19 protein-coding genes and 1 pseudogene are annotated in these 24,859 nt (G+C 48.1%); 6 read left to right on the top strand and 14 right to left on the bottom strand.

All coding sequences use genetic code 11. The features are described from left to right. Positions 1-390: 390 nt before the first annotated feature. Complete coding sequence (glsA, locus tag MRBLPE1_RS16760) at positions 391-1,332, top strand: glutaminase A (RefSeq protein ID WP_364147204.1); 942 nt, start codon at positions 391-393, stop codon at positions 1,330-1,332. An 83-nt stretch (positions 1,333-1,415) separates the two neighbouring features. On the opposite strand, the gene MRBLPE1_RS16755 is transcribed toward glsA, so the two are convergent. From MRBLPE1_RS16755 to MRBLPE1_RS16735, 5 genes are all read right to left on the bottom strand, one after another. Beyond that, positions 1,416-1,979 carry a YkvA family protein gene (locus MRBLPE1_RS16755; RefSeq protein ID WP_364147200.1) on the bottom strand — a complete coding sequence of 188 codons (564 nt, stop codon included), beginning with the start codon at positions 1,977-1,979 and terminating at the stop codon, positions 1,416-1,418. A gap of 98 nt (positions 1,980-2,077) precedes the next feature. Next, on the bottom strand, positions 2,078-3,940 hold the full coding sequence (locus MRBLPE1_RS16750) for an ABC transporter ATP-binding protein (RefSeq protein WP_414698878.1): 1,863 nt from the start codon (positions 3,938-3,940) through the stop codon (positions 2,078-2,080). After that, positions 3,933-5,663: an ABC transporter ATP-binding protein gene (locus MRBLPE1_RS16745; protein ID WP_364147198.1), complete on the bottom strand. Its 1,731-nt coding sequence runs from the start codon at positions 5,661-5,663 to the stop codon at positions 3,933-3,935. Before MRBLPE1_RS16745 ends, MRBLPE1_RS16750 begins: the two co-directional genes overlap by 8 nt. Positions 5,664-5,840: 177 nt before the next feature. Further along, positions 5,841-6,761 carry an ArsR/SmtB family transcription factor gene (locus MRBLPE1_RS16740; RefSeq protein WP_364147196.1) on the bottom strand — a complete coding sequence of 307 codons (921 nt, stop codon included), beginning with the start codon at positions 6,759-6,761 and terminating at the stop codon, positions 5,841-5,843. 87 nt (positions 6,762-6,848) lie between these two features. Next, positions 6,849-8,360 carry an alpha-N-arabinofuranosidase gene (locus MRBLPE1_RS16735; RefSeq protein ID WP_364147193.1) on the bottom strand — a complete coding sequence of 504 codons (1,512 nt, stop codon included), beginning with the start codon at positions 8,358-8,360 and terminating at the stop codon, positions 6,849-6,851. 322 nt (positions 8,361-8,682) lie between these two features. Between MRBLPE1_RS16735 and MRBLPE1_RS16730 the strand changes: the two are divergent. Both MRBLPE1_RS16730 and MRBLPE1_RS16725 read left to right on the top strand, forming a co-directional pair. Beyond that, positions 8,683-9,486: pseudogene (locus MRBLPE1_RS16730) on the top strand (sensor domain-containing diguanylate cyclase); the annotation flags it as partial. A gap of 19 nt (positions 9,487-9,505) precedes the next feature. Continuing rightward, complete coding sequence (locus MRBLPE1_RS16725; RefSeq protein ID WP_364147191.1) at positions 9,506-9,595, top strand: hypothetical protein; 90 nt, start codon at positions 9,506-9,508, stop codon at positions 9,593-9,595. A gap of 116 nt (positions 9,596-9,711) precedes the next feature. On the opposite strand, the gene MRBLPE1_RS16720 is transcribed toward MRBLPE1_RS16725, so the two are convergent. Further along, positions 9,712-10,464, bottom strand: a complete 753-nt coding sequence (locus MRBLPE1_RS16720) for a YceI family protein (protein WP_364147188.1) — start codon at positions 10,462-10,464, stop codon at positions 9,712-9,714. Positions 10,465-10,688: 224 nt separating this feature from the next. Here MRBLPE1_RS16720 and MRBLPE1_RS16715 point away from each other — a divergent pair, with 224 nt between their 5' ends. Next, positions 10,689-12,140 (top strand): SpoVR family protein, encoded by a 1,452-nt coding sequence (locus MRBLPE1_RS16715; RefSeq protein WP_364147186.1) that lies wholly within the window; start codon positions 10,689-10,691, stop codon positions 12,138-12,140. Positions 12,141-12,243: 103 nt separating this feature from the next. Here the strand turns inward: MRBLPE1_RS16715 and MRBLPE1_RS16710 are convergent, their stop codons facing one another. Further along, complete coding sequence (locus MRBLPE1_RS16710) at positions 12,244-13,506, bottom strand: erythromycin esterase family protein (RefSeq protein WP_364147183.1); 1,263 nt, start codon at positions 13,504-13,506, stop codon at positions 12,244-12,246. Positions 13,507-13,687: 181 nt separating this feature from the next. Here MRBLPE1_RS16710 and MRBLPE1_RS16705 point away from each other — a divergent pair, with 181 nt between their 5' ends. Further along, entirely contained in the window at positions 13,688-15,121 is a 1,434-nt protein-coding gene (locus MRBLPE1_RS16705; protein WP_364147180.1) for a hypothetical protein, read from the top strand. A 61-nt stretch (positions 15,122-15,182) separates the two neighbouring features. Here the strand turns inward: MRBLPE1_RS16705 and MRBLPE1_RS16700 are convergent, their stop codons facing one another. The 6 genes from MRBLPE1_RS16700 to MRBLPE1_RS16675 all read right to left on the bottom strand — a co-directional run bounded on the left by MRBLPE1_RS16700 (position 15,183) and on the right by MRBLPE1_RS16675 (position 22,550). After that, positions 15,183-15,671 (bottom strand): YhcN/YlaJ family sporulation lipoprotein, encoded by a 489-nt coding sequence (locus MRBLPE1_RS16700; protein ID WP_364147177.1) that lies wholly within the window; start codon positions 15,669-15,671, stop codon positions 15,183-15,185. Positions 15,672-15,828: 157 nt separating this feature from the next. Continuing rightward, positions 15,829-16,719: a transglutaminase family protein gene (locus MRBLPE1_RS16695; protein WP_364147174.1), complete on the bottom strand. Its 891-nt coding sequence runs from the start codon at positions 16,717-16,719 to the stop codon at positions 15,829-15,831. Next, positions 16,716-17,711 carry an alpha-E domain-containing protein gene (locus MRBLPE1_RS16690; protein ID WP_364147171.1) on the bottom strand — a complete coding sequence of 332 codons (996 nt, stop codon included), beginning with the start codon at positions 17,709-17,711 and terminating at the stop codon, positions 16,716-16,718. The genes MRBLPE1_RS16695 and MRBLPE1_RS16690 overlap by 4 nt, the downstream gene beginning before the upstream one ends. Positions 17,712-17,727: 16 nt before the next feature. Further along, the gene (locus MRBLPE1_RS16685; RefSeq protein ID WP_364147168.1) at positions 17,728-19,185 is read right to left on the bottom strand and encodes a circularly permuted type 2 ATP-grasp protein; all 1,458 of its coding nucleotides are present in this window, start codon (positions 19,183-19,185) and stop codon (positions 17,728-17,730) included. A 227-nt stretch (positions 19,186-19,412) separates the two neighbouring features. Then, a complete protein-coding gene (locus tag MRBLPE1_RS16680) occupies positions 19,413-20,417 on the bottom strand; it encodes a globin-coupled sensor protein (RefSeq protein WP_364147165.1) in 1,005 nt (334 codons plus the stop codon). Positions 20,418-20,654: 237 nt separating this feature from the next. Continuing rightward, positions 20,655-22,550, bottom strand: coding sequence for a PrkA family serine protein kinase (locus MRBLPE1_RS16675; RefSeq protein ID WP_364147162.1), 1,896 nt, complete (start codon positions 22,548-22,550; stop codon positions 20,655-20,657). 241 nt (positions 22,551-22,791) lie between these two features. On the opposite strand from MRBLPE1_RS16675, the gene MRBLPE1_RS16670 reads away from it, so the two are divergent. After that, positions 22,792-23,517, top strand: coding sequence for a DUF2161 family putative PD-(D/E)XK-type phosphodiesterase (locus tag MRBLPE1_RS16670; protein ID WP_364147159.1), 726 nt, complete (start codon positions 22,792-22,794; stop codon positions 23,515-23,517). On the opposite strand, the gene MRBLPE1_RS16665 is transcribed toward MRBLPE1_RS16670, so the two are convergent. Beyond that, positions 23,501-24,697 (bottom strand): PLP-dependent aminotransferase family protein, encoded by a 1,197-nt coding sequence (locus tag MRBLPE1_RS16665; RefSeq protein ID WP_364147157.1) that lies wholly within the window; start codon positions 24,695-24,697, stop codon positions 23,501-23,503. The two genes, MRBLPE1_RS16670 and MRBLPE1_RS16665, sit on opposite strands and share 17 nt — an antisense overlap. Positions 24,698-24,859 lie beyond the last annotated feature (162 nt).

Genomic DNA, 24,859 nt, shown 5'->3' with positions numbered 1-24,859 from the left:
CAAACTCTCCAAATTGGTGTTTGAAATGCTCATTACTTTTTATCGCTTTTCTAACGATCCGTTAGGATCGTAAGGGCAGTTATTACTCGTTGTTCAGTTTTCAAAGAGCAATCTTTTTTCTTTCGTTTGAATCGTTTGTTTCGCTTGTCGTCCGCGTGTTTCTCTCGGCCGGAATTAGAATATATCATGCTACCGCCCAATTGGTCAAGCATTTATTTAAAAAAACTTTTCAAAGCATGTTTTTAACCATATCGGGCTGTATCGAACCTTCGTATTCATGCACCCTATCAAAGGAACAACTTTATAATCGTTTAGCTGTTGTTATAAAATAAGTAGGTGACGAAGCCAATTACTCGATCATTCAAAACGTTGTACGGGAGGAGTAACAAAATGTCATTGCCTGAAATGGAACGTATCAAGGCCCTGCTGCCGCAATGGGTGGAAGAAAGCCGGCAACAATGCAGCTATGGCAAGGTAGCCTCCTATATACCCGAGCTGTCCAAATCGCCGATCGGTGCATTAGGGATACATTTGATCAACTCTAAAGGATACTCCGTTTCCGCTGGCGATACGGAGCTGTCTTTTACTATGCAAAGCATTTCTAAAGTCTTCACGCTCATTCTTGCGCTTATGGATAACGGGGAAGAAGCTGTATTTGATAAAGTCGGAATGGAGCCTACCGGCGACAACTTTAATTCCATGCTTAAGCTAGAGCTTGTACAGCCGGGCATTCCTTTTAATCCTCTTATCAATGCAGGTGCGATTGCGATCTCATCCTTGATTGCGGGAAAGGATCCTAAGGAAAAATCCGGCCGCGTTCTCGAATTCATGCGACTTCTTTCTAATAACCAAGCACTGGATTATGATCTGGATGTTTACCGTTCGGAATCCGCTACCGCCAATTTAAATCGTTCGATGGCTTATTTCCTAAAAGACAACGGCGTGCTGCAAGGAGAGGTCGAGGATGTCCTCGACGTTTATTTTCGGCATTGCTCCATCCGTATTACCTGTTCGGAATTAGCCCAGATGGCTTTGGTTCTTGCCCATAATGGCATAAACCCCCTTACCGGAGAAGAACTTATCCCCCGTCGTTACGTCCAAATTGCCAAAACGTTCATGACTACATGCGGAATGTATAACGCGTCAGGCGAATTTGCGATTCAAGTCGGATTGCCTGCCAAAAGCGGCGTTTCCGGCGGTATCTTAACGCTGGTACCCGGGAGATACGGCATTGGATTGATCGGACCCTCCTTGAATCGGAAAGGTAACAGCATTGCCGGCGTTGCCCTTCTCGAAACCTTGTCGCAGGAGTTTGATTGGAGCTTATTCTAATTGTAGGCTTCTCCTCTTATGAAAAGAAGGATGGCACCTATGCGAAAAAGTCCGCAGGGCCATCCTTCTTGTTTCCCATTATTCTATTGTTGATGGTCAATCAGCTTTACGCCTTTGTTTAATACAAAAAACTGTTCTGCTCTCTCACGGTGATCATCCGTAATTTGGCCGCTGATCGCTTTGTACGCAATAAACACGGCAGTTGCGTCGTCAACAAAGCCTGCTACCGGAAGGAAATCAGGAATAAGGTCCAAAGGCAAGATCCAGTAAGCTAATGCGCCGATTGCCGTTGCTTTGGCTGAAATAGGCGTTTTCGGATCAGCCGAGCAATAGTATAGCGTCACAACCTCCTTGGCAAAAGGAACTTTAGCGGCATGCCGCTTCACTTTCGCCCAAAACCCTTCCTCAACGTACTTCGTTTGTTTCTCGTGGTCTCCGATTTTGCCGATCCACTTATTTATGTCGACTTCCTCTAACGGTTTTTCTTTATTCAAATCCAAGGATGTCTTTAGCTCCTCCTCGGCTATCTCAAAGGGAACGGATTCTTCGATAAGCTTCGAGCCGCAAGCGGAGCATTCCACATCCATCAGCCTGTTTGCATCGACATCGTTGTTGTGTCCGCAGTTGGCGCACTGTGCAATAGTCATATGTCCCACCTCCATGTTATACCTACTTATACTCGCAATCCCTGAAAATAGTTGCAATTTCCGTTACGAATCAGCTTTGTACGGCGGCTGCTAGAAGGTTAGCTCGTTTCGTTCAACATGCCATTCTTCAGCTGTCCGTTAACCAACGAGCTATAGAAGCCTTGTCGTGCCAGAAGCTGCGAATGGGATCCTTTTTCGATAATGGCACCATCCTGAAGGACCACAATTTGATCCGCTTGCTGGATCGTATTCAAACGATGGGCGATCACAAAGCTCGTTCGGCCTTGCATCAAACGCTGCATCGCCTCTTGGATTTTAATTTCCGTAACGGTATCGATACTGCTTGTCGCTTCGTCAAGCACGAGAATGGAAGGATTGGCAAGTATGGCTCTGGCTATCGCAAGAAGCTGCTTCTGTCCTTGGCTGATCCCGCTGCCATCCGTTTTAAGCACAGTGCTATAGCCGGATTTCAAACGGGTGATAAACGAATGGGCATTGGCAAGCTTCGCAGCCTGTTCAACCTCTGCATCCGTCGCATCGAGCTTGCCGTACCGGATATTCTCATGTATCGTACCTTCGAACAAAAAAGGATCCTGCAGCACAAAAGCCATATGCGAGCGCAGATTATCACGCTTGATCATTCGGGTATCGTGACCATCGATCAAGATCCGGCCCGAGCTTGGATCATAAAACCGGCATAAAAGCTGGATTAACGTCGTTTTGCCTGCTCCGGTAGGACCTACTAGCGCGATGGTCTCTCCCGGGGTCAATTCGAAGCTTACGTCGCTAATCGTTGATGCCCGTCCTTCGTAAGCGAACGTTACCCGGTCAAAAATAACGCTCCCCTTTACTTCTGCCAGCTCCTTAGCAGCGCCTTCGTCCGCCCGTTCCTCCTCTTCGACTAGCACGTCAAACACCCGCTCCGCGCCGGCAACGGCGGACAGCAGCGTGTTCCACTGGTTTGCGAGATCATTAAGCGGCCTCGTAAACTGCCGTGAATACTCCGCGAATATAATAATGGTACCTACCGTGATTTGATCATTCAATACAAAAACCGCGCCGATTCCGGCAATAATGGCAAAGCTCAGGTTGTTGAGCGCATTCATCAGCTTGGGAATGAAGCCGGAAATGGCCTGCGCCCAGAAGCCCGAAACGCGAATTCGCTCGTTGCGCATCTTGAAGGCGGCTATAACCGTGCGTTCCTGGGAAAAGGCCTTCACGATGCGCTGTCCAGATAGCGTCTCTTCAATATATCCGTTCAAATCACCTAGATTGCGCTGCTGGGCTTTGAACAGCCGCCCCGTTTGCTTCGTTATCCATTTCATTCCCAGCACCATTAGGGGCACAACAAGAAACGTCAACAAGGTCAAAAGCGGGCTAAGCGAGAGCATGACGCTCACCGTGCCAATGAGCAGAAGCATGCTGGAGAACACTTGGATAACCGAGCTGTTTAAGGATGCGCTGACATTTTCAATGTCGTTTGTCACCCGGCTCATCAGCTCGCCATGCTGGCGTTTGCTGAAATAGGGGATCGGCAGCTTGTGCAGGTGCTCAAACAATTGAACGCGCATACGGTATACGGTTTTTTGCGAGATCGCAATCATCCATATGCTCTGTAACCACATTGTCAAAGAATGAAACACATAAACAATTGCCATTCCAATAAGAAACACCGCAAAGCCGCTGTCCCGGTTGATCAAAAAATGATCGATTGCCGTGCCCGCCAAATAAGGACCAAGCAAGGATAAGGCGGAGCTTAGCACTACCATGATGATGACAGCCGCTAGTTTCCCTTTATATTCAAAGAGATAATTCCACATTTTCTTCAGCGTGCCGGACATGTTCTTCGCCCGCGGCTTGCTTCTGGCATGGCCGCCTCCGGCCATCTGGTCTTTTGATTCCGCCATCTTGCCGTCAAACGGTTTAGCATATTGAAAAGGTTCTTTCAATCGTTTAAGCACGGGATACACCTTCCTTCCCGAACTGTGATTCATAAATTTTCTGATACAAAGGCGACCCTTGGATAAGCTGCTCATGCTTCCCCTGTGCCAAAAGCTGCCCGTCATCTAGAAGCAGAATGGAGTCTGCCGACAGCGTAGAGCTGATTTTTTGCGTAATGAGGAATGTGGTGCATTTGATATGCTTAAGCGCTTGCAGAAGCGCCGACTCGGTCTGGACATCCAGAGCGCTCGTACTATCGTCCAGCAGCAAAATAACCGGCTTCCTTACCAGAGCTCTCGCAATCGTAAGACGCTGCTTCTGTCCGCCTGACAGGTTGACGCCCTTCTGACCCACAATCGTATCGTATTGCTCCGGAAGCTTCATTATCGTGTCATGGATTTGCGCAAGCTTCGCTGCTTCTATAATTTCATCAAGGGTAGCGTCTTCTTTACCCCAGCGTATATTCTCTTCCACCGAGCCCGTGAACAGCATAATTTCCTGCGGCACGTATCCAATCTGCTTGCGGAGATGCTCGAGCTTCATTAAGCGGTTATCTTTGCCATCCACGCTTATTTCTCCAGACTGCACATCGTACAAACGCGGGATCAGCTGGATGAGAGAGGTTTTTCCCGATCCGGTTGCGCCCATTATGGCAATCGTCTCGCCTGGTTTTGCCGAGAAGGATATATGCTGCAGCACATGCTGATCCGAATCCGGATATTCAAAAGATACGTCCTTAAACGAAACATGCCCCTCACGCGGCTTTAAGCCTTCATCGCTTTCCGCCGTGTCGGTCAAGTCAATATTCGTGAGCAAGACTTCTTCTATTCTTTGAGCCGATGCGCGCGCTCTTGAGAAGTTCACCACGATCATCGACATAATGGATAACGCCGCCGTCGTTCTTGTCGCGTAATTGACGATTGCGATAACTTCTCCGACCGTTGCTCCGTTTGTATCAAGCTCAATTCCGCCAAACCAAAGAACAGCCATGACGCTCGCATTCATAAAAAGAAGAACGATAGGCATCGTAGCTTCCGTAAGGCGAAGCGCTGCAACGGTCCGGTCCATCAACTGCCCGCTTGAACGCGCAAACCGTGATGATTCATGCCCCATTCGAACGAATACGCGGACAATTCTCATTCCGATCAAATTTTGCTGCATGACGCTGTTCACCTGATCGAGCTGCTGCTGTACGGAGCGAAATAATTTTTCGCCCTTCTTAAGCACCCAAAGCAGAAAAATTCCAAGAAACGGTATAACGGCGACAAGCCAAATCGCAAGCTTAGGCTGGACGACAAATGCCATCACAATGCTTCCGATGACGAGCAGCGGAGCGCGCAGCATAATACGCAAACCCATAAAGACCGTATTTTGCAGCTGCGAAACATCGTTTGTAAGTCTCGTAATAAGCGATGATTCCGGAAAAAGGTTAAAATTTGCGAACGAGAATGATTGTACCTTTTCGTATAAACGTTCCCTTAAATCATATCCAAAGCTTTGGCTGACGTGAGAGGCGTAAAAGGAGCTGAATATCCCTGCTGCAAATGCAATAACAGAGCAGCCTATCAAGAAGCCGCCCCACTGCAGCACGACCGCCAGATTATCCTTACCGATCCCGTCATCAATGATTTTGGAAATAATATAAGGCTGAAGCAGCTCCACCATAAGCTCTACCAGCATTAGCAGCAGAGCCACATAAACAGCTAAACGGTACTTTTTTAGAAAAGCGAACATGGTCAGCATCTTTGATCCTCCGGGTAATCATGGCATTATCTAGCTATTACACCCATTATATCTTCTAGATATTAGAAATGGCATATCGGAAAATAAAATAAACGGCGGATTCCGTGCATTTGATAACGCGGAGGCGTGAGGTGAGGAGAGCGGGGTGAAGCGCGGCTTCAAAGCAGTTAGACTGCCTTAGACGCCGCGCACATCCTCGTAAAAGACCCGAAACATAATGTCGTGATTGTAATTGCCGAAGCCTTTTCCGTACAAGGTTAAGCCGCCGACATGCACGGCATCCTCTTTTACGCCTATACGGAATGTCCAAAAATTGCGCTCAAGCCCGATTTCCCCGATGCTAATGGACGACATGTGCTGTCCGTCGATCAAGGTGCCGTTCTCTTGTATGCGTATCACCTTAAGCAAGCCGTATTGATTGACGCGGTCTCCCCACCAAGGAGGCGAGAAACGTCCTCTGACTTCGCCATAATCGCCCGGGCTCGTCCACATGCCTATGTCCTTGCCATTGAGCGAGAAATCAATGTCCGAAGGCCAGTTCTCGTTGACGCCCGGAGCTTCAGAGCCAAGTTCCAATGTAATTTCCAGCGCAATCGGACGCTGTCCAGCAAGCAGGTAATTCGGCACCTTGTATTCCACGTAGCCTTTGCCGAACCACAAAATGCCGGCATTCATTCTCTCCGGCTCCAAGAAGAAGCGCGGATCGTCAAATTGGCCGATCAGCTTGTCTACCGTCGCGATGCCGCAGGTCGGAAACACCTCGAACTCCGTAAAATGTCCAACAGGCACGCTTACATCATGCACCTTCTTCACATCCAGCGTAGGATGCGGAAGTTCAATCGCAATGGAACGTTCCGCGAGGGTGCATATTTTGTGAGTGCCTCCCTGCTTGCGCACCATTTTGGTCTGAACGATTCCTGCTTTTTCCAGCTTTCGGATATGCATCGTGACAATCGCGCTGCTCAGGCCAATGGCCTCGGCCAGCTCCTTGACGTTCATCATATCCGTTGCAAGCAGATTAATAATGGAAAGCCTTACCGGACTGGCTAATGCTTCATATAAAGGCAGCCATTCCTCGTTTGTATTGGCATGTATCATCGTTGACCCCTCCTCTCTCTATTCTATAATAAGAGAAGGGCATCCCAAAAGCCGTATTATCGGCTTCCGGATACCCCGTTTGTTTTTTTATGAAAGCTTAATGCGGATAACGTTCCACGATGCTTTGCCAAGCGTCGCTTGAATTTTTCCGCCGTCAGCAAGCGCAGCGTTCCCTGCTGTATGCGGCGTTACGCGGTTAGGCGCATCTGCCGTGTTTGTCATTTTCAGATCCTCATGCTCAAGCACGATATGCTCGATAATCTGGAAAGCGCCGAAGCTGCGAAGATCGATTTCAAAAGGCAGCGCTTCGTCGATATTGCGGTTAACCGCAAAAATCGTCACTTCCTCTTTCTCTTCGTTATGCACGGCTACCGTCTCCAGGTAAGGAACATCCGTGAAATCCTTTGTATCATGCTTAGGCGATTTCACAAGCGGCACAAGAACCGTTCCACGGCCGAAAATGCTTGCGTGCATGTACGGATAATAGATCGTTTGCTTCCAAGCAGGACCGCCGTTTTGCGTCATGATCGGTGCGATAACATTAACCAGCTGCGCGATACAAGCCATTTTCACGCGGTCAGCACGCTTCAGCATGCTGATCAGCATACAACCTACCACAAGCGCATCCTCATGATTATACACATCTTCAAGCTGCGGAGGAGCAATTTGCCAAGGATCAAGTTTTTTATCTTGAGCGTGGGAGTGGAACCATACATTCCATTCATCGAAGGACAGATTGATTTTTTTCTTGCCGCGTTTCTTCGCTTGCACAAAATCACAGGTTGAGATAACCGTGTTAATGTAAGAATCCATGCTCATGGATTGCGCAAGGAAGTTTTGCGTATCGTTATGCGGGTTACCGTAATACTGATGAATAGACACATAATCTACTGTATCATAAGCCAGATCAAGCACCGTAGATTCCCATTCCGGGAATGTAGGCATACCGATATGAGAGCTTCCGCATGCGATCAGCTCGATGGTCGGATCGACCCAACGCATCGCTTTACCTGTTTCGTTAGCAAGACGGCCATATTCTACCGACGTTTTATGGCCAATTTGCCACGGTCCGTCCATTTCGTTGCCCAGACACCAGGTTTTTACGTTATGCGGGTCCTTGTAACCATGCTGGATACGCAGATCGCTCCAATATGAGCCTGATTTATGATTGGAATACTCAATCAAGTTACGCGCGTCATCAATGCCGCGAGTACCCAAATTAACGGCCATCATAGCATCAGTATTCGCCTTTTTGCACCAATCCATAAACTCGTTGAAGCCGATCCAGTTAGGCTCTACCGTTCTCCATGCCAGCTCAAGCCTTTTCGGGCGTTGGTCAACCGGGCCGACGCCATCCTCCCAATTGTAACCGGATACAAAATTGCCTCCAGGATAACGGACGATCGGAACGTCAAGCCCTTTTACAAGCTCGAGTACGTCGGAACGGAACCCCTGCTCATCTGCTTGCGGATGGTCAGCCTCGTAAATGCCTCCATAAACCGCACGCCCCAGATGCTCTATGAATGAACCGTATATGCGTTTGTCTACTTCTCCAATTTGGAAATCCTTATCCACGATCATTGTTGCTTTGTCTGCCATGATCATCCACCTCACATCAATTAATAGTTTCATTAATTAGTTAGTCAATCATTAATATGAATTCATAATATTATTTAACTACAGGTTCGTAATTAATTCAAGTATTAATTTTAGTGTATATGAATTTATATATATGTAAATTCATATTTTGTAAACATTCGCTTTAATGCAATTTCTGATTAGAAAGTAGCACATAGAAAAATATATAGTTCATTTATCCCATTTTTCATCATTTGTTCCTTGAGTTACTCCTCATTTTAGACTACTATGGAACTAATTAGGTAAAACCCTGGTTTCAACACTACGGCAGGAGTTGAGATACATGAGCAGTACTTCACGCTCACTAGAAGATGCAGCCGACCATATCATCGACACCTTGAAGCACTTTCTACAAGTAGACACCATATTCATCACAACAGACGTTGGCCATGGCAGCAGAATCATCCGGGCAATTAACCATCAAGATAGTTTGACGCAAAGCAATCCCATCCTGCCATTGTTACAAAGCTACGGCAGCCTCATTGCGAAGCAATCCGTTCCCCTACTCATCATACCTAACACACTCGACGACCAGCGCACTGCCTCTTTACCGGTCACCCAACAGCTTGGAAAAGGTTCGTTAGCCGGCATGCCTATAAAAACAGATGACGGCCAATCGATCGGCGCCATTTGCGCGTTAAACAGCGAGCCTATCCATCTAGATGAAAGGCAGCTCGGTTTCCTCGAATCCATGGCTGCTTTTGTTGCTTATATTTTGGAACTCGAAAATGCAAGCGTCACCGATAGCTTAACCGGATTATACAACCGGCGTTATTTGTCCCATTTGTACTTTAACGGCTCGGACAAGCAGTTCAGCGTAATGTTTATCGATATCGACGACTTTAAAGAGGTTAATGATTCTTTCGGACATGATTTCGGAGATCTGCTGCTGCTTCAAATCTCTGCAAGACTTAAACAGAACGTCCGTAAAACCGATATTCTCGTAAGGTACGGCGGAGATGAATTCGTTATTTGCTTTCAGCATTTGGTCGACAATCAGGATATCGAATTCGTAGCCGGCAAAATAAAGGATTCGTTCAAAGAGCCGTTTACGATTAGCGGACAAACCATCCGAATTAATTTCCGCAAGCATTGGCATCAGTTCCATGCAGGGGACAAGCAACAGCCTAAAAGACCTGATCAGCGACGCCGACCAGGCGATGTACGACATTAAACTAAATGAAAAAAACCTTTGAAAAACCAGCCTCGCTCGGAGATGTTACTCCAAGCTGGCGGTTCTGCAAAGGTTTTTTATTTTATAGGCGTATGTTCAGATTGCTTAGCAATGAGCCTTTTATTTCTGAAAACTGCTTTATTTGTTAAGTAAAAGCCTTAGCTCGACGGTTAGATTATTTTCCGTTTCCATAACGACCGTATGCGGATTTTTCATGCCAAAATCACCAAAGGTCACGACCGTGCTTGCTTCAAGCTTCAATGAGCCTTGATCGTATGTTGTTTTACCCGTAAATGCAACTTCCTTCGTAATTCCCTTAACCGTAAGCTCTCCTGTAATACTTACATCGTAGACCTCGCCAGATTTCCATGCTGTCGGCAATCCCTCAAAGGAGGTTGCCTTAAATTCAGCATTCGGAAATTGGGTTGTATCTAAGTATTCCGCCTCTGAAATATGCTTGTCCCGCTGCGCATTTCCAGAATCCATACTCGTCACATCTACGGTGCCTTCTGCTTTCGTTTGAGCAGGATCAGAGGAATTCAGCTCCCATGAGCCCGTTACCTTATTAATCTCGTAATTGACGGTATCCCTAGAGGTTGTTACCGAGAAATAAACCTTTGAATCGCTGCCGATCGTCCATGTCCCGTCTACGTCAGTAGCGTCACCTGAGGCCTCCGCGCCGTTATCTGCCGATGCCGCCGTGTTGTCTGCATTTCCTGAATTTCCTGAATTTCCGGATATGACCCCACTGTTGTCTTCTGCAGGAGCTTCCGCAATGACACTTTCGATTTCTACATGATTGCCGGTTAACTGATCATAAACATAATAGAGAGCACCACCAATCACGATAATCATTATAGCTGCCAGCATGGCTATCTTTTTGTTTTTCATCTCGTTCCCTCCTGGATTTTTTCGCGGATGGCGTCTGTGCTCAAGCTCATTCGCACAACCACACTACGCATTGTAATGTAAGTATCTGAGAGCAATCTGAAACAAACCTTAAAATAACATGAAAAAATTTACAGTTAAGCCGTTTAAGCTGCCATCGTCATAACCTTGGCCATTCTTTCATAAACATGGTATGAATCGTATTTACGAGTGCGGAGGGATGACGGATGAAACAGGATGAGATTCGCGCGCTGGAGCGATCCATCGATGAAATAACCGAAATAGCGCAAGGGTTTGGGCTCGACTTTTACCAGATGCGCTACGAGATTTGTCCTGCGGATATCATTTATACGTTTGGCGCTTACGGCATGCCGACCCGCTTCAGCCACTGGAGCTTCGGCAAAACCTTCAACAAAATGAAGATGCAATACGACTTTGGCTTAAGCAAAATCTATGAGCTCGTCATCAATTCCAATCCCTGCTACGCCTTCCTTCTCGACGGCAACTCCTTAATCCAAAACAAACTCATCGTCGCGCATGTGCTCGCCCACTGCGATTTTTTCAAGAACAATGCCCGCTTCGGCGTGACCAACCGCAATATGGTCGAGAGCATGTCCGCTACCGCTGAGCGTATCCAACAATATGAAATGGATTACGGTACCGAAGCCGTCGAGAAATTTATCGATGCGATCCTTGCGATTCAAGAGCATGTCGACCCGACGCTTATTAAGCCTTACCAGCTTGATAAGAAGCGCTACATTGAGATGGTTCAGAAGGACAGCGAGCGTTCTGAATGGAACATTCCTGCTTCCCAGTATGACGACCTATGGAATCTCGATCCCGATCGAACGGCTGCCGCCGCTTCTGCCGCTCAATCCCAGGCCGCCGATGCCAAACGATTCCCGCCGCGGCCGGAGAAGGATGTCGTCTGGTTCATCGAGGAATATTCACCGGCGCTTCAAGACTGGCAGCGCGATATTTTGTCCATGTTGCGCGACGAGATGCTCTATTTCTGGCCGCAAATCGAGACTAAAATCATGAACGAAGGCTGGGCTTCCTACTGGCATCAGCGCATCATCCGCGAGCTCGATCTGACGAGCGACGAGACGATCGAGTTTGCCAAGCTGAACTCCTCCGTCGTCCAGCCATCCCGGCACAGCCTGAATCCTTACTATTTGGGGCTCAAAATATTCGAGGATATCGAGCGACGCTTCGATAACCCAACCCCGGAAGAACAAAGGCGCTTCGGCCGCGTTCCCGGGAAGGGCAGGGAAAAAATGTTCGAGGTGCGCGAGCTCGATTCCGATATCTCCTTCCTCCGCAACTATTTGACAAAGGACTTAGTGAACGACCTCGATCTTTATATTTTCGAGAAAAAAGGCCCGGAATGGAAAATTACCGATAAGTCTTGGGAGAACATTCGCGATCAGCTCGTCTACTCCAAAGTAAACGGCGGCTTTCCGAGCTTAATGGTGAAGGACGGCGATTTCAACCGCGTGGGCGAGCTTTACTTGATCCATGAATACGAGGGCATGGAGCTTGATCTCAAATATGTGGAGCGCACGCTGCCGCATGTCGTTCAGCTTTGGGGGAAAAACGTGCATTTGGAGACATTCGTTGAAGATAAAAAGATCGTGTTTAGCTGCGATGGGAAGAAAACGAGCCGGAAGTTTGTATAACTCATTTCTAAATGTTGATCTCATCGGTTAATTAGCTGAATGATCATAAAAAGGGTGCTCCTATAGGGCACCCTGTTTCACTTATCTCAGAACCTTTTCGGTTTTAATAGTGATAAATCCCCTGCTTTAAAGGAGAGAGGGCATGCGATTCGTCTACATACACAAAAGCATCGTATCGCTCGGCCATCTTCGACGGGACATAATTTCCGCGTTCGCGCCTAGGATTGTATACGACACCAATAGCCCGATGCCCCAGCGGCTCATCGAATAACGCAAGGTTATGGTCAAACACCAGAAGCTTGTCGTAGGCCCCTGCCTTATGAAGCAAATCTTCCCAGCTGCCCTGCTGAGCCTCCGGTACGTTCATCGTTTTTATTTCTCCGCCCCAATGGTCGGCTGCAATCACGGTTCCGCGGTGCGTGCCGAATCCCACAATATAGATCCGATCAACGCCGTACTGCTCACGGAGCAATTGGCCGACGTTCACCATCCCGTCGGCTTCCATATCCGTGGCTCTAGCATCGCCGACATGCGTATTATGCTCCCAGACAATGACTTTGGCATCCTTTCCATGAAAGGCTTTAATGCGATTAAGCGCCTCCACCATATGCCGGTCCCGAACGTTCCAGGAATCCGGTCCGCCTTGAACCATGGAATGGTAATACCGTTCAGCATTCACCGCAACCAAGGCATTCAATTCATCGCTCAGAGCCGATTCATCTTCTCCCTTGCTTAGCTGTCTTTTGGCCTGAAGCTCTTTCAAAAGATGAACCACCTCCTCCTCGCAGCCTTCCGATAAGAAAGCTGCCGAAACCCCGTACTTTTGCGGATCGCGGTTGTGGGGATCAAAACATTCAAACGCCCTTTGCGCCGCTTCCAATTCCGGTGATCCCGTTCTCTTCAGATGGCTGAGTATTTCATCCATGGACTCCCATAGGCTGTATACATCAATCCCATAAAAGCCAATCTTTCTTTCATCCGATCGAGTCTTGTTAACATCATACAGCCATTCCGTCAAATCCATGACTTCGTTATTCGCCCACATCCACGTCGGCCAGCGATTGAAATCACGAAGGGCTTCTCTAGCGTTTGCGACAGCGTCCGGGTATTGCTTAATGTAACGGTTCAACGTGTAACAAGAGGGCCAGTCCCCTTCAACGGCAATGAAGGAGAAGCCTTTTTCCAGGATCAAACGTTTCGATAATTCCGCACGCAGCGTATAAAATTCAGAGGTGCCGTGCGAGGCTTCTCCCAGCAGCACAAAATCAGCATCTCCGACCGCTTGAACGATCACGTCCAGATCATCCGCGCTTTCGAGCTTTACCGACCGGCTTTTTATTTCTTCCAATATTTTCTCGCCATTCACTTGCGTTCATCCTCCTACTCTTTTATTTCAGTAACCGCCTTGCTTTCCGCTATAGCCTTGCCTTGAAGATCCTATATTATGTGGCCGGAAGAGGTGATGCCTGACTGAATTCGGGTTTGAAATACGATAGAAGCGTTTATTATCCCTTACGTTGATTTACGCGATTTAGGAGGAATTTAAGATGTTAGAGCCTGTCATAGAGGAGAAGCAGCTTGATGCTGCATTATTCCAATTTATTTTTCCATTCTCATTAAATAAAAATTGCCAGGATAAGCTTCAAGCCCAGCTTCGAGCCGATGGCTACACCCGGTTTTCCTTGAAGAAAACTGAATTAGAAACGGAATATTACGGCGAACCCTACCGGGTGTCTCATTTGAATATGGAGCGTTATTATTTGCCCTTCACCAATAACATGCTGTTTCCGCATTCTGAGAAACAAGCCGGCCTGCACCGTTTTTCCAAATCGATGAAGCTTCATTGCAGCTTCAAATCTGAATATCGAAATTTTGATTTCATCGTACAATCAACCGATGTGTTCCTCTGTCCTTTCGATCTTGGTTTTATTACTGTGCGAATCGAAATTCCCTGCAGCGATATCACTTTTACGGATGCATTGGAGTTCACGAAACGCTTCAGGGTGCTGCAGGATATGAACAGCCAAGATAAAGCGGCAAGGTGGATATCGGAAAAGAAGACGTTCGATGACGTCGAAGATTTTTTATTCGAGGTGCTTGTTCCGGGGATGATTCCCTACTTGAATTCCGATGAGCTCGAGGGAACTTATTTTGCTAAACATCCTTTTTTCGTAGATGAACGCATGTACGTGCAAGGTCTATTTGCTTTTAAAAATAAAAGCGATATGACGAAGGCAGACTTATTCCGCGCCTCTCAGATCGACGGCGTCGACAAATACGATCAGCCTTATATCAGCTCATCCAGCATGGATTATATTGACCGTTATCTTGATGAGCATTCTTATGACCGCTGGGCACCCAACACCTTTTATATCACGCACGAAACATCGTTTGTTTGCGTCACGAATGAAGATGAAAATATCAGAACACAGCTCGCGAATCATATGTACGGTGAATATTACTATGCCCTTTTGATTAATCTGTTCCATAAAATCGTGCTCCTGAAATTGTCCAATCAATACTCTCAGGTAAGGCTGGATAAAAATCAGGATAAAATTGAAGAGCTGATTCGGTCGATTACTACTTTTTCAGCCAAATATTACTTTAATGAAGTCGTCTCCCAGTCGCAGGGAAAAGAGATTTTCATCCAACTCCGCCGCCATTTCGGGAACATTGACCTTTATGCCGATGTAAAGCATACGCTCGCCGATTTGTATAAATACCAAGAAAATTTCACGGCGAAGCGCAGTAATTATTTGCTGCTTATCCTAACAGTCTATACTGTAGTTAGCGGAATTTACGGAATGAATCAGGTTATTGAGGATTTAAAAGGGGACATTGACTGGGGCAAGCTGCAGGGATACTCGGTTTTTGAGCATATCGCTTTTGTTCTAACCATTTCTGGGATAAGCATTGCTTTATGGCTTGGATTCACTACGATCTTCCAGCTATTCAAAGAGCAGCTTAAGAAAAAGCATTAACGAAAGCGTATGTAAAGGCCGGCAGCTCCCGAAGCAGCTGCCGGTTCGTATTTTTTTATCTTCAAGGCCCGGTTACCCCATCGCCAATATCGCGTATGATGTCAGCTACATCATGGGCAAAGGTTTTTATAGGATGGCCATTCGTCAAGCCGTTATCCAGTTTCCCGATCTTATCGTGTATCCCCCGCTCTGCGGTTACATGGATGTTATACACGGGATATTGGCCTTTTAAAGCCGCGTAAACCTGTTTCTCAATAATCGCTCTTTTTCCCATATCGGATACATCCAAGCCAACGAGCGCCTCTCTTTTATGCAGGACGACCGTTGCTTTGTTCACCCCAGTGACCTGATCCGCGCGATTCGCCAACTGCTTGGCGCTATGCGATAAGTCCAAACCGTTAGGCAATGATTTGGACTCCAACCGATTCCTATTATTTTTTGCCCGCATCGCATTTTCGTTCACCGTATGGTTTTGTCCGCATGCCGCCAATGAGCAGCCCAATACCACAACCATAAATGAAGTAACGACAGGCTTAAATGATTTCAACACGCTTAAGCACCTCCTGCTTGATGCTTATAAGGTTTGCTTCTGCCCATTATTCATACATGGAAATGTCTATATTTCATTAAAGCCAACAAAAAAGAACAGTCGACCGTATGCTCTCTGGAGCGGCCGCTGTTCCTTTTATCCTTGTCTATTCATCTGATTAATCCTCTACATTTCTAACATCGACCGATACATGCAGCACCTGCTCGCCTGTACCTCTATAAACCCCTTTGACCGGCACGATATCTTTATAATCCCGTCCGTGACCGAGCTTCACATACCGCTCTCCCACAGGATCGGCATTCGTCGGATCGAAGCTGCACCAGCCGAGACCAGGCACAAAGGCCTCTACCCAAGCATGGGAGGCTTGCTCGAAATCCGCGCTTCCGCCTTGCAAATCGCCTACAAAATGATAGCCGCTCACATAGCGGGAAGGAATATGGAAAGCTCTGCAGCCTGCAATCATCAAATGGGCAAAATCCTGGCATACCCCTCGTTTGCTGAGAAACATTTCCGAGGTTTTTGTTTTTACGTCCGTTGCTTCTGGGTCGTAAATGAATTCCGTTCTTATCTTGGCAGATAACGCGCTTAGCCAGTCCAGCACGCTGATGAGGCCGTTCTCATCCTTATCCGGGATTTCATTCGCAAATTGTTCTACCTCGTTCGTGACTGCGGTATATTCAGTGGTCAGCAGAAATTCGGTAAACCGGTCAGCTGCTGCGTCCGTTCTTAGCCAGCTCCATGCCTGCTCCGGCGAACGCTTGCTTAAGTATTGGGCTCTCTCCTCGGAGGTAGGCGCCTGCTTCGTTACGACCGTCATGGATGTTCGTATCGTAAGTTTTTTATGTGGACCGTTTACCGAGAAGGCATGTACCCGGTTTCCGAAATAATCCTCGTAAGTAAACAATGAAGCATTCGGCTCGATGGATATCGCCTGCTGGTAGCAGGATTGCCGTTCATTCGTACTCGGCGTAAGCCTGATCTCATTGACACTGTCCGTTACCGCTTCCGCGTATTCGTATTGGGTCACATGTGAAATACTCAGCTTCATGCGCTTGCCTCCCCCATGCGAAAAAAGGTTTTGGCGAACGCCATCCCCAGCTGCTGGCAGGCATCTAGCAAATGAGCCACGATCATTCCGCCTCGATCAATGACCATGTCTTCCCGCTCCAAGCATGCCAAATCCGCTTTCACTTTGCCTACTTGGCGAATGACTCTCTCATGTGCCGTACGCAGCTGTTTATCCTGCAGCTCGATATGGCGCATATGGTCATCCAGCGTATGAAGCGCGAAATGAAGGGAACGCGGAAAGGCGCTGTTCAGCACGACAAATTCAACGATGGATTCAACGGATATCCCGTCCGCATAATAACGGCGGAATGCCTGGTAGCCGCTGACGGAACGCAGGACAGCCTGCAAATACGGATAGGCGCTTGCGCTGTTCCAGCCTTCGTTGCTTGCTGCGTTGCCTACCGCTTTAATAATTCGCAGCGTATTTTCCGATCGCTCCAGGTATCGCCCGCATTCAATGAAATGCCATTCGTTTTCCCTTGGCATGACCGATTGGCTGACCCCTTGGAACAAAGCGGTCCATTCCTTGATTCGCATGAAAAATAAATGCGGGGATTCGCGAAGCAAATCATCCGGCTGCTTCTCCCTCAGCCATAGATAGAATGCATTCGTCACATCCCACATTTCGCTAGGCACCTTCTCTCGAAGCGTGCGCAAGTTGCCGCGAGCATGGCTGACGCAAGAGACTAGGGAGTTCGAATTATCCCGGTCCAGCGTCGTATAGAAAAGCACATCCCGTTCGTTATAGCTGCCGTATTGCTGCTCGAAGTCCTCGCGGCTGCCCAATGCGTCCACGATTCTTGCCCATTTTAAAATGGGCTCCGCAGCTTCTCCTTCGGGTTTATCATCGATGCCTGCGGCGGCTTCATCTCCTTGAAGATGATAGTGAACATCGATCAATCTAGCATGGTTCTCGGCACGCTCCATGTAACGGCCAATCCAAAATAATGCTTCTGCATTCCGGTTCAGCATCGCATTCCCTCCATATTTATCGATTAAGGACCCACGTATCCTTGACGCCGCCGCCTTGCGAAGAATTGACGACAAGTGAACCCTCTGTCATCGCAACCCGCGTTAAACCTCCCGGAATGACATGCGTTTCCTCACCCATCAATGCAAAAGCCCGCAGATCAATGTGACGCGGCGTCATGCTGCCATTCACCATGACCGGCGCGCGTGAAAGCTTCATCGTCGTCTGAGCGATATAACGCCCCGGCTCGCGTTTGATTGCTTCGGCGAAGGTTTGCAGCTCCTTCGAGGTAGCGCTGGGCCCAATCAGCATCCCATAGCCGCCCGAAAGCGATGTCTCCTTCACAACGAGCTGATCCAAATGATCAAGCACATATTCGCGCTCTTCCTTACGCGATAAGATATACGTAGGAACGTTATGAAGGAGAGGCTCCTCGCCCAAGTAGTACCGAATCATGTCCGGAACATATGCGTAAACCGCCTTATCGTCTGCCACTCCCGTACCCGGCGCATTGGCTATCGCGATATTTCCCGCCCGATAAGCATTCATAAGACCAGGAACACCGAGGAAAGAGTCAGGCTGGAAGGCTAGCGGGTCAAGAAAATCATCGTCGATACGCCGGTAAATCACGTCTACCTGGCGTAGTCCCCGCAGATCCCGCAAAAAAATCTTGTGGTCTTTGTAGACAAGATCTCTGCCTTCAACGAGGTGAATACCCATTTGCTGAGCCAAAAAAGTATGCTCGTAATAAGCAGAATTATAAGCGCCTGGCGTTAGCAAGACGATCAAAGGATCCCGTTTGCCGTTTGGAGAAAGCGCGCGGAGCGAGCTTAAGAAGCAGTTCAAGCTGCGGTCAATGCTTTGTACGGAGCTTGATAAATATAAATCATGAAACAATTCATTCATTAACGTTCTTCCCTTAAACAGATAAGAAAAACCCGATGGCGAACGTAAATTGTCCTCAAGCACGTAATAACGGCCTTTTTCATCACGAATCAAATCAATACCCGATGCTGTAATATATACACCGCACGGAACTTGTAGACCAGCCATTTCAGGCCTGAAATAAGTATTGGATACGATCATGCGCCGAGGTATAATGCCGTCGGAAACGATTCGTTGTCCATGATACACATCATGGAGGAAAGCGTTTAGAGCACGAATCCGCTGTCTTACGCCGCGATCCACGCCTTCCCACTCATGCTTGGGAATAACGCGCGGGATGTAATCGAAAGGAATCGTTCGCTCGAGGGGTTCATTCTGGGCTCCGCTGTACAGCGTGAACGTAATGCCCTCTTCCATCATTCTTTGATTAATCGCATTTTGACGGACCGCAAGCTCTGCCGGCTTCATTCTCCCAAACAAACGATGAACCTTGTCATAGTGGGCCCGTACCGAAAGGTCCTTATCGAACATTTCATCGTAAAAGGTTTGAGAATCGTAAAATTGCGATTGCGACTGTTTGGCCGTCGACATGACAACCGCCTCCTCCATGATGGGCGCTGCACCGATTTGGTACGAACAAGTTAAACATTCGATCAATTATGTTATATTTATGTTAAAAAACTTAACAATTATAACCGAATCGCATCTTAATGTTAGGGTTATCATACTAAAATCTGAAAATTGTGTCAACTTATATAACACGAAAGCAGGAACCCTCGATAGAGAGAATTCCTGCTTTTTCTAAGCTGCGATTTATTCTAGGATTGATGTAATTGCTGCAGATCCTTCGTAACCTTATCGACCATGTGTACGAACGAAGCGAGCTCCTGCGAACGGGCCGCTTGATTGCGCGCTTCGACCGATGTCTGCTCGGACTCGTGACGTACGGCGGACAGCTTCTTGTCAATCTCTTCTAGCTTCGACTGTATCCCTTCGAGCGCATTGCGTGAGGATGATGCCAGCTTGCGCACTTCATTCGCGACAACTTCGAACCCTCGCCCGTTTTCTCCGGCCCTCGCCGCTTCGATTGCGGCATTCAGCCCGAGTAAATGCGTTTGATCCGATAAACCGCGAATTAATGAGCCCATTTCATGAATGCCGTCCAGTTCCTCACGAAGCTCTCCTAATAATGTATGCGTCTTATCCTGGGATTGCGATGTCGAAATTGCCGTTGCTGCAATAGATTGCGCACCCTCGTCCAATTCGAGCATAAGCGAAGCCAGCTCCTGCACCGCGCTGGTTACGGTTGTCAGCATGACGGAACGATTGTCCGCGAGCTCCTGAATTTTCTGCTGCTCATGCTGATTATAGGCTTCAAGTACGAATTGCGAATCGAGATTAAACAATTTCGCCAAAGCATGCACTACTTCCTGCCAGCCTTCAGGAATAACCTTTTGAAGCACATTCGCGGATATATCCAGATAAGTCATATAGGTTCCCAAATACCAATCCGTCGTTAATCCGATTCGCGAATGGACAGCACCTATCTTTATGCGGTTTTCAATATACGCTTGATCGATTATCCCTTCGGTAAGCGACATATAGTACCATCGCTGCGTTTCCTTCAGCCGTTCTACGCTGCTTACTTTTGAAATAATCGCAATTAGTTCGGGCTGTTGGCCGACACTGTCATAAAACCGATCAACCACTTCGTCAACGATCTTCTCGAAAATCGGTTTGCATTCAGCCAGTTTTTTTAAATCCTTCTCCGTAATCCCCGTGTACTCAAGCTGCTTCTGGCGTTCTGACGATACTTTAATCAATTAGTCCGACTCCTTCGGTGTATAGTTGATCGCTATCACCTATTATATCGGAAAATATACCCTTTTCATTATTATCAATATGAATTCTTTTTAAACCTATTCGCAAAGTAAAAAAGCCGATAGATTTTTTTCTATCGACCGGGATATCAGCGCGCTTTTACATCCTACTGTAAACTCTTTATTACAATTCGTAAGCGGCGAATGTTACCTGCAACATTCGCCGCTTACACTAACCCGTTACCTGTTTAACAGGCTTCCAACGTACCGGAGCAGTTCATTGGAACAAACCGGGCAGTACCCATGCTCATCCATAAGCCGTTTGGTGACTTCATTAATGCGCTTCAATTGGCTCTCATCCGGCGTTTTCGTGGAGGTCGTTATTTTCACGATATCCTTGAGATCGGCGAACAGCTTCTTCTCTACCGCCTCGCGCAGACGTTCGTGGCTCGTAAAATCGAATTTTTTCCCTTTCCGGGAATACGAGGATATACGAATCAGAATTTCTTCACGGAATGCTTTTTTCGCATTTTCCGAGACGCCGATTTGTTCCTCGATGGACCGCATGAGCCGCTCATCCGGATCCATCTCCTCGCCGGTTAAAGGATCCTTGATTTTGGCCCAGTTGCAGTAAGACTCGATATTATCGAGATAGTTCTCAAACAAGGTGCGGGCAGACTCCTCATAGGAGTAGACGAATGCCTTTTGAATTTCCTTCTTCGCCAGGAGATCATATTCCTTGCGCGCGACGGAAATGAAATTTAAGTACCGCTCACGTTCTTCCTTCGTGATAGAAGGATGGCTATCCAAACCTTCTTTCAGCGCGCGCAGCACATCAAGCGCATTTATACATTGCGTATCCTGCTTAATTAGCGCACTCGAGATTCGGTTTATGACGTAGCGCGGATCAATGCCCGTCATGCCTTCCTCTAAGTATTCATTTTGCATTTCCTTCAAGTCCGCTTCCTTGAAGCCCTCTACTTCCTCGCCATCGTACATCCGCATTTTTTTGACCAAATCCATGCCCTGCTTCTTCGTTTCCTTTAGCCTTGTCAGAATAGAGAAGATCGCAGCCGCGCGCAAGGCATGGGGCGCAATATGGATATGCCGCATGTCGCTCTGCGCAATCAGCTTTTTATAAATTTTCTCTTCGTCCGACACTCTCAAATTGTATGGCACTGGCATAACGATCATCCGGGAATGCAGCGCCTCGTTTTTCTTATTGCTAATAAACGATTTGTACTCGGATTCGTTCGTATGCGCAATAATGAGCTCATCGGCGCTTATAAGCGCGAAGCGTCCAGCCTTGAAATTGCCTTCCTGGGTCAGAGAGAGCAGATTCCACAAAAACTTCTCATCGCATTTGAGCATTTCTTGGAACTCCATCAAGCCGCGGTTCGCTTTGTTAAGCTCTCCGTCAAACCGATAGGCGCGGGGATCGGATTCGGATCCGTACTCCGTTATGGTGGAGAAATCAATACTGCCCGTGAGGTCGGCAATATCCTGCGATTTCGGATCGGACGGACTGAATGTTCCGATTCCTACGCGGTTATCCTCCGAAATAAACACACGCTCGACGAGCACGTTCTCGATGTCGCTGCTGTATTCCGTCTGCAGCCTCATTTGGCAGGATGGGCATAGGTTTCCTTCAATTCGGACACCAAGCTCCTTCTCGATATCAGGACGAAGCTCATGGGGAATAAGATGCAGCGGATCCTCATGCATAGGGCAGCCTTTAATCGCATAAACGGATCCCCGCTCCGTTCTGGAGAAACGCTCAAGTCCTTTTTTGAGCATGGTAACAATCGTTGACTTGCCTCCGCTAACAGGACCCATTAACAGCAGAATCCGCTTACGAACCTCAAGCCTGCGAGCTGATGAGTGGAAATACTCCTCTACCAGCTTCTCAATCGCACGATCGAGCCCAAAGATTTCTTGATCGAAAAACTTATACTGCTTACGGCCGCCAACATCTTCCACCCCGTGAGATTCAATCATTTCATAAACGCGTGAATGTGCAGTCATGGCCGGGGACGGGTCCTTCCTCAGCAACTCAATATAATCCTTGAATGTTCCTGTCCATGCAAGCTTCTCGCTCTCAGCCTGATACTCCGATATTCGCTTGAAAATGTCCATACCGTGCCTCCTCCCATCGCTTCCGCATTCCACTTATCATTCTACGCCCGGGATTTGTCTCTAGACGCTCTATCGAGTGGTGCCAACTTTTATTGAGATATAACAATCCTATGCTTATTCGGGGAGATAATTGCACACTATTTTTGTCCATCATCCATCAAAAAACGACAAGCCGACAGTTTCCTTTGTTATAATGGAGGCAAAAGCTTCGATTGAAACGAGTGGAGAGGAGAAAGGAAACGTGGCAGTCGCACGCGAGGAAGAGCTTTACAGCCCTATAAAAAAGCACTATGAGCAGCTTGGCTTTATCGTAAAAAGCGAGGTGCTGCATTGTGATTTGGTTGCCGTGCATCCGGATCACAATGAAACGATTATTGTCGAAATGAAAAAAACATTCAACCTCGCCTTGCTCCTGCAAGGGGTTGAACGTCTTCGGCTGAACAGCCATGTCGTGCTTGCCGTTGAACGGAACCGCAAAAAAAGCGGCGCCCACAACCAACGCTTCGGCGATTTAACGGAGCTCTGCCGCATGCTCGGACTCGGCCTGATGACAGTCACCTTTTACAAAACAAAGCCGCCGGTGATCGAGATGCTCTGCCATCCAGGCGAATTGCCGCAGCGAGGCGCAAGACGCAAGAAACAAGCGCAGCTGCTGACCGAATTCAGAGAGCGCAGCGGCGACTACAACGTAGGCGGGAGCACCCGCCGCAAGCTGGTGACCGCTTACCGCGAGAAGGCTCTGCGCTGTGCATACGCTCTGCACACCGCCGGTCCGCTTGCGCCGCGGGAGGTATCCGCTTTTACGGGCTACAGCCGCAGCGGCGAAACGCTTCGCAATAACTATTACGGCTGGTTCGAGCGCATAGGACGCGGCAAATACAGCCTGCGCCCGGAAGGCGCGGCTGCATTAGCCGAGTACGGCGAAGTCATCGCGGAATGGACGTCTTCGATCAGCTCCGCGCCGTAAATTCACCGATTGCTTCTACAAAACGCTCCACGCCTTGCTCCGTACGCGCACCCGTATTATACGTATAGTTCAATCTTGCGGTGTTGCGCTGAGGATGCTCGGCATAGAACGAGCTGCCCGGTACGAACGCAACGCCCTTTTGAACGGCGCAGCGAAGCAGTGCTTCCGCATCCAAGCCGTCTGGCAGCTCCAGCCACAGGAACATACCGCCTTTTGGTTTTATCCAGGATACGTCTTGAAGCCCCTGCCGCTTCAAAAGCTCATGCATTTCGATCATGCGCTCCCCGTATGATTTGGAAATCAGCCGGATATGGCCGTCTAAGTCGAAGCCTCTCAACAGCTCGCTCAAAATTTGCTGATCGATTGCGCTTGAATGAAGATCAGCCGCTTGCTTCGCTTTGGCTACCATACCGATAACGCTGCTGTCCCCGATCGCCCAGCCCGAACGCAGCGCCGGCGCAACCGTTTTGGAAAACGTGCTTGTATAAAAAACCGCGCCTTGCTCCGCTTGGCCCTCAAGCGAAAACAGCGTTGGAAATTGCTCGCTCGCATCAAAAGTAATATCCCCGTAAGGATCGTCTTCGATGATCGGCATATCATTTTGCTTACACAAGGCAAGCAGCTTCTTTCTCCGTTCCACGCTCCACACGCGTCCTGTCGGGTTCCCGAAAGTAGGCACAGCGTAAAGCAGCTTGGGACGATGCTCACGAATGAGCCGCTCGGCGTCCTCGGGTATGATCCCATCCTCGTCGCTCTCAGCCGCAATGACATTCAAGCCATGCAGCGCGAACACCTGCAGGCTGGCCAAGTAGGTAGGCTTCTCGACCAGGACAGTATCGCCAGGCTCGGTAAGCACGCCTACCAGCAAATCAATCGCCTGCTGCGAGCCCGTTGTCAAAATCATCTGCTCCGGATTCACATGCATTTGCTTCGCCGCCATACGCGAGCACAGCTGCTCGCGGAGCGGCATGTAACCTTCCGTCAGGCCGTATTGCAAAGCGCCCGTCCCAGCCGTAAAGACGCGGTCAGCCGCTTCTCGGATGGCTTGTACGGGAAACAGCTCCTCTGCCGGCAACCCTCCGGCAAACGAAATCATATCCTTGCCCTGCGTCAGCTTCAAAATATCTCTAACCGCTGACGATTTCAACTGCGATACTCTGGATGAAAAACGATAATTCATAGTATATGCTCCTCCTCGCAAGCTTAAAGCTTGCTATGCTCATACTCTCTATGTTAACAATGTGTTCACAACTTTTAAAGTTTTCTTTTTTGCCGACGTTGGTTATAATAAAGACAACGTACTTGGAGGTGTCCCACAGATGAACTTTATTATTGTCATGAC

This window comes from Paenibacillus sp. LPE1-1-1.1 (assembly GCF_040676435.1).
Lineage (GTDB): Bacteria > Bacillota > Bacilli > Paenibacillales > Paenibacillaceae > Pristimantibacillus.
The sequence above is the reverse complement of the archived record's forward strand: the minus strand, read 5'-3'. Positions and strand labels throughout refer to the sequence as shown.

Excerpts from the sequence above, each read along its gene's own strand:
- MRBLPE1_RS16725 (WP_364147191.1), top strand. The coding sequence starts at position 9,506 with ATGCAGGGGACAAGCAACAGCCTAAAAGACCTGATCAGCGACGCCGAC.
- MRBLPE1_RS16735 (WP_364147193.1), bottom strand. The coding sequence starts at position 8,360 with ATGGCAGACAAAGCAACAATGATCGTGGATAAGGATTTCCAAATTGGA.
- glsA (WP_364147204.1), top strand. The coding sequence starts at position 391 with ATGTCATTGCCTGAAATGGAACGTATCAAGGCCCTGCTGCCGCAATGG.
- MRBLPE1_RS16695 (WP_364147174.1), bottom strand. The coding sequence starts at position 16,719 with ATGAAGCTGAGTATTTCACATGTGACCCAATACGAATACGCGGAAGCG.
- MRBLPE1_RS16665 (WP_364147157.1), bottom strand. The coding sequence starts at position 24,697 with ATGAATTATCGTTTTTCATCCAGAGTATCGCAGTTGAAATCGTCAGCG.
- MRBLPE1_RS16745 (WP_364147198.1), bottom strand. The coding sequence starts at position 5,663 with ATGCTGACCATGTTCGCTTTTCTAAAAAAGTACCGTTTAGCTGTTTAT.
- MRBLPE1_RS16675 (WP_364147162.1), bottom strand. The coding sequence starts at position 22,550 with ATGGACATTTTCAAGCGAATATCGGAGTATCAGGCTGAGAGCGAGAAG.
- MRBLPE1_RS16690 (WP_364147171.1), bottom strand. The coding sequence starts at position 17,711 with ATGCTGAACCGGAATGCAGAAGCATTATTTTGGATTGGCCGTTACATG.
- MRBLPE1_RS16755 (WP_364147200.1), bottom strand. The coding sequence starts at position 1,979 with ATGACTATTGCACAGTGCGCCAACTGCGGACACAACAACGATGTCGAT.
- MRBLPE1_RS16685 (WP_364147168.1), bottom strand. The coding sequence starts at position 19,185 with ATGTCGACGGCCAAACAGTCGCAATCGCAATTTTACGATTCTCAAACC.
- MRBLPE1_RS16715 (WP_364147186.1), top strand. The coding sequence starts at position 10,689 with ATGAAACAGGATGAGATTCGCGCGCTGGAGCGATCCATCGATGAAATA.
- MRBLPE1_RS16705 (WP_364147180.1), top strand. The coding sequence starts at position 13,688 with ATGTTAGAGCCTGTCATAGAGGAGAAGCAGCTTGATGCTGCATTATTC.
- MRBLPE1_RS16720 (WP_364147188.1), bottom strand. The coding sequence starts at position 10,464 with ATGAAAAACAAAAAGATAGCCATGCTGGCAGCTATAATGATTATCGTG.
- MRBLPE1_RS16740 (WP_364147196.1), bottom strand. The coding sequence starts at position 6,761 with ATGATACATGCCAATACAAACGAGGAATGGCTGCCTTTATATGAAGCA.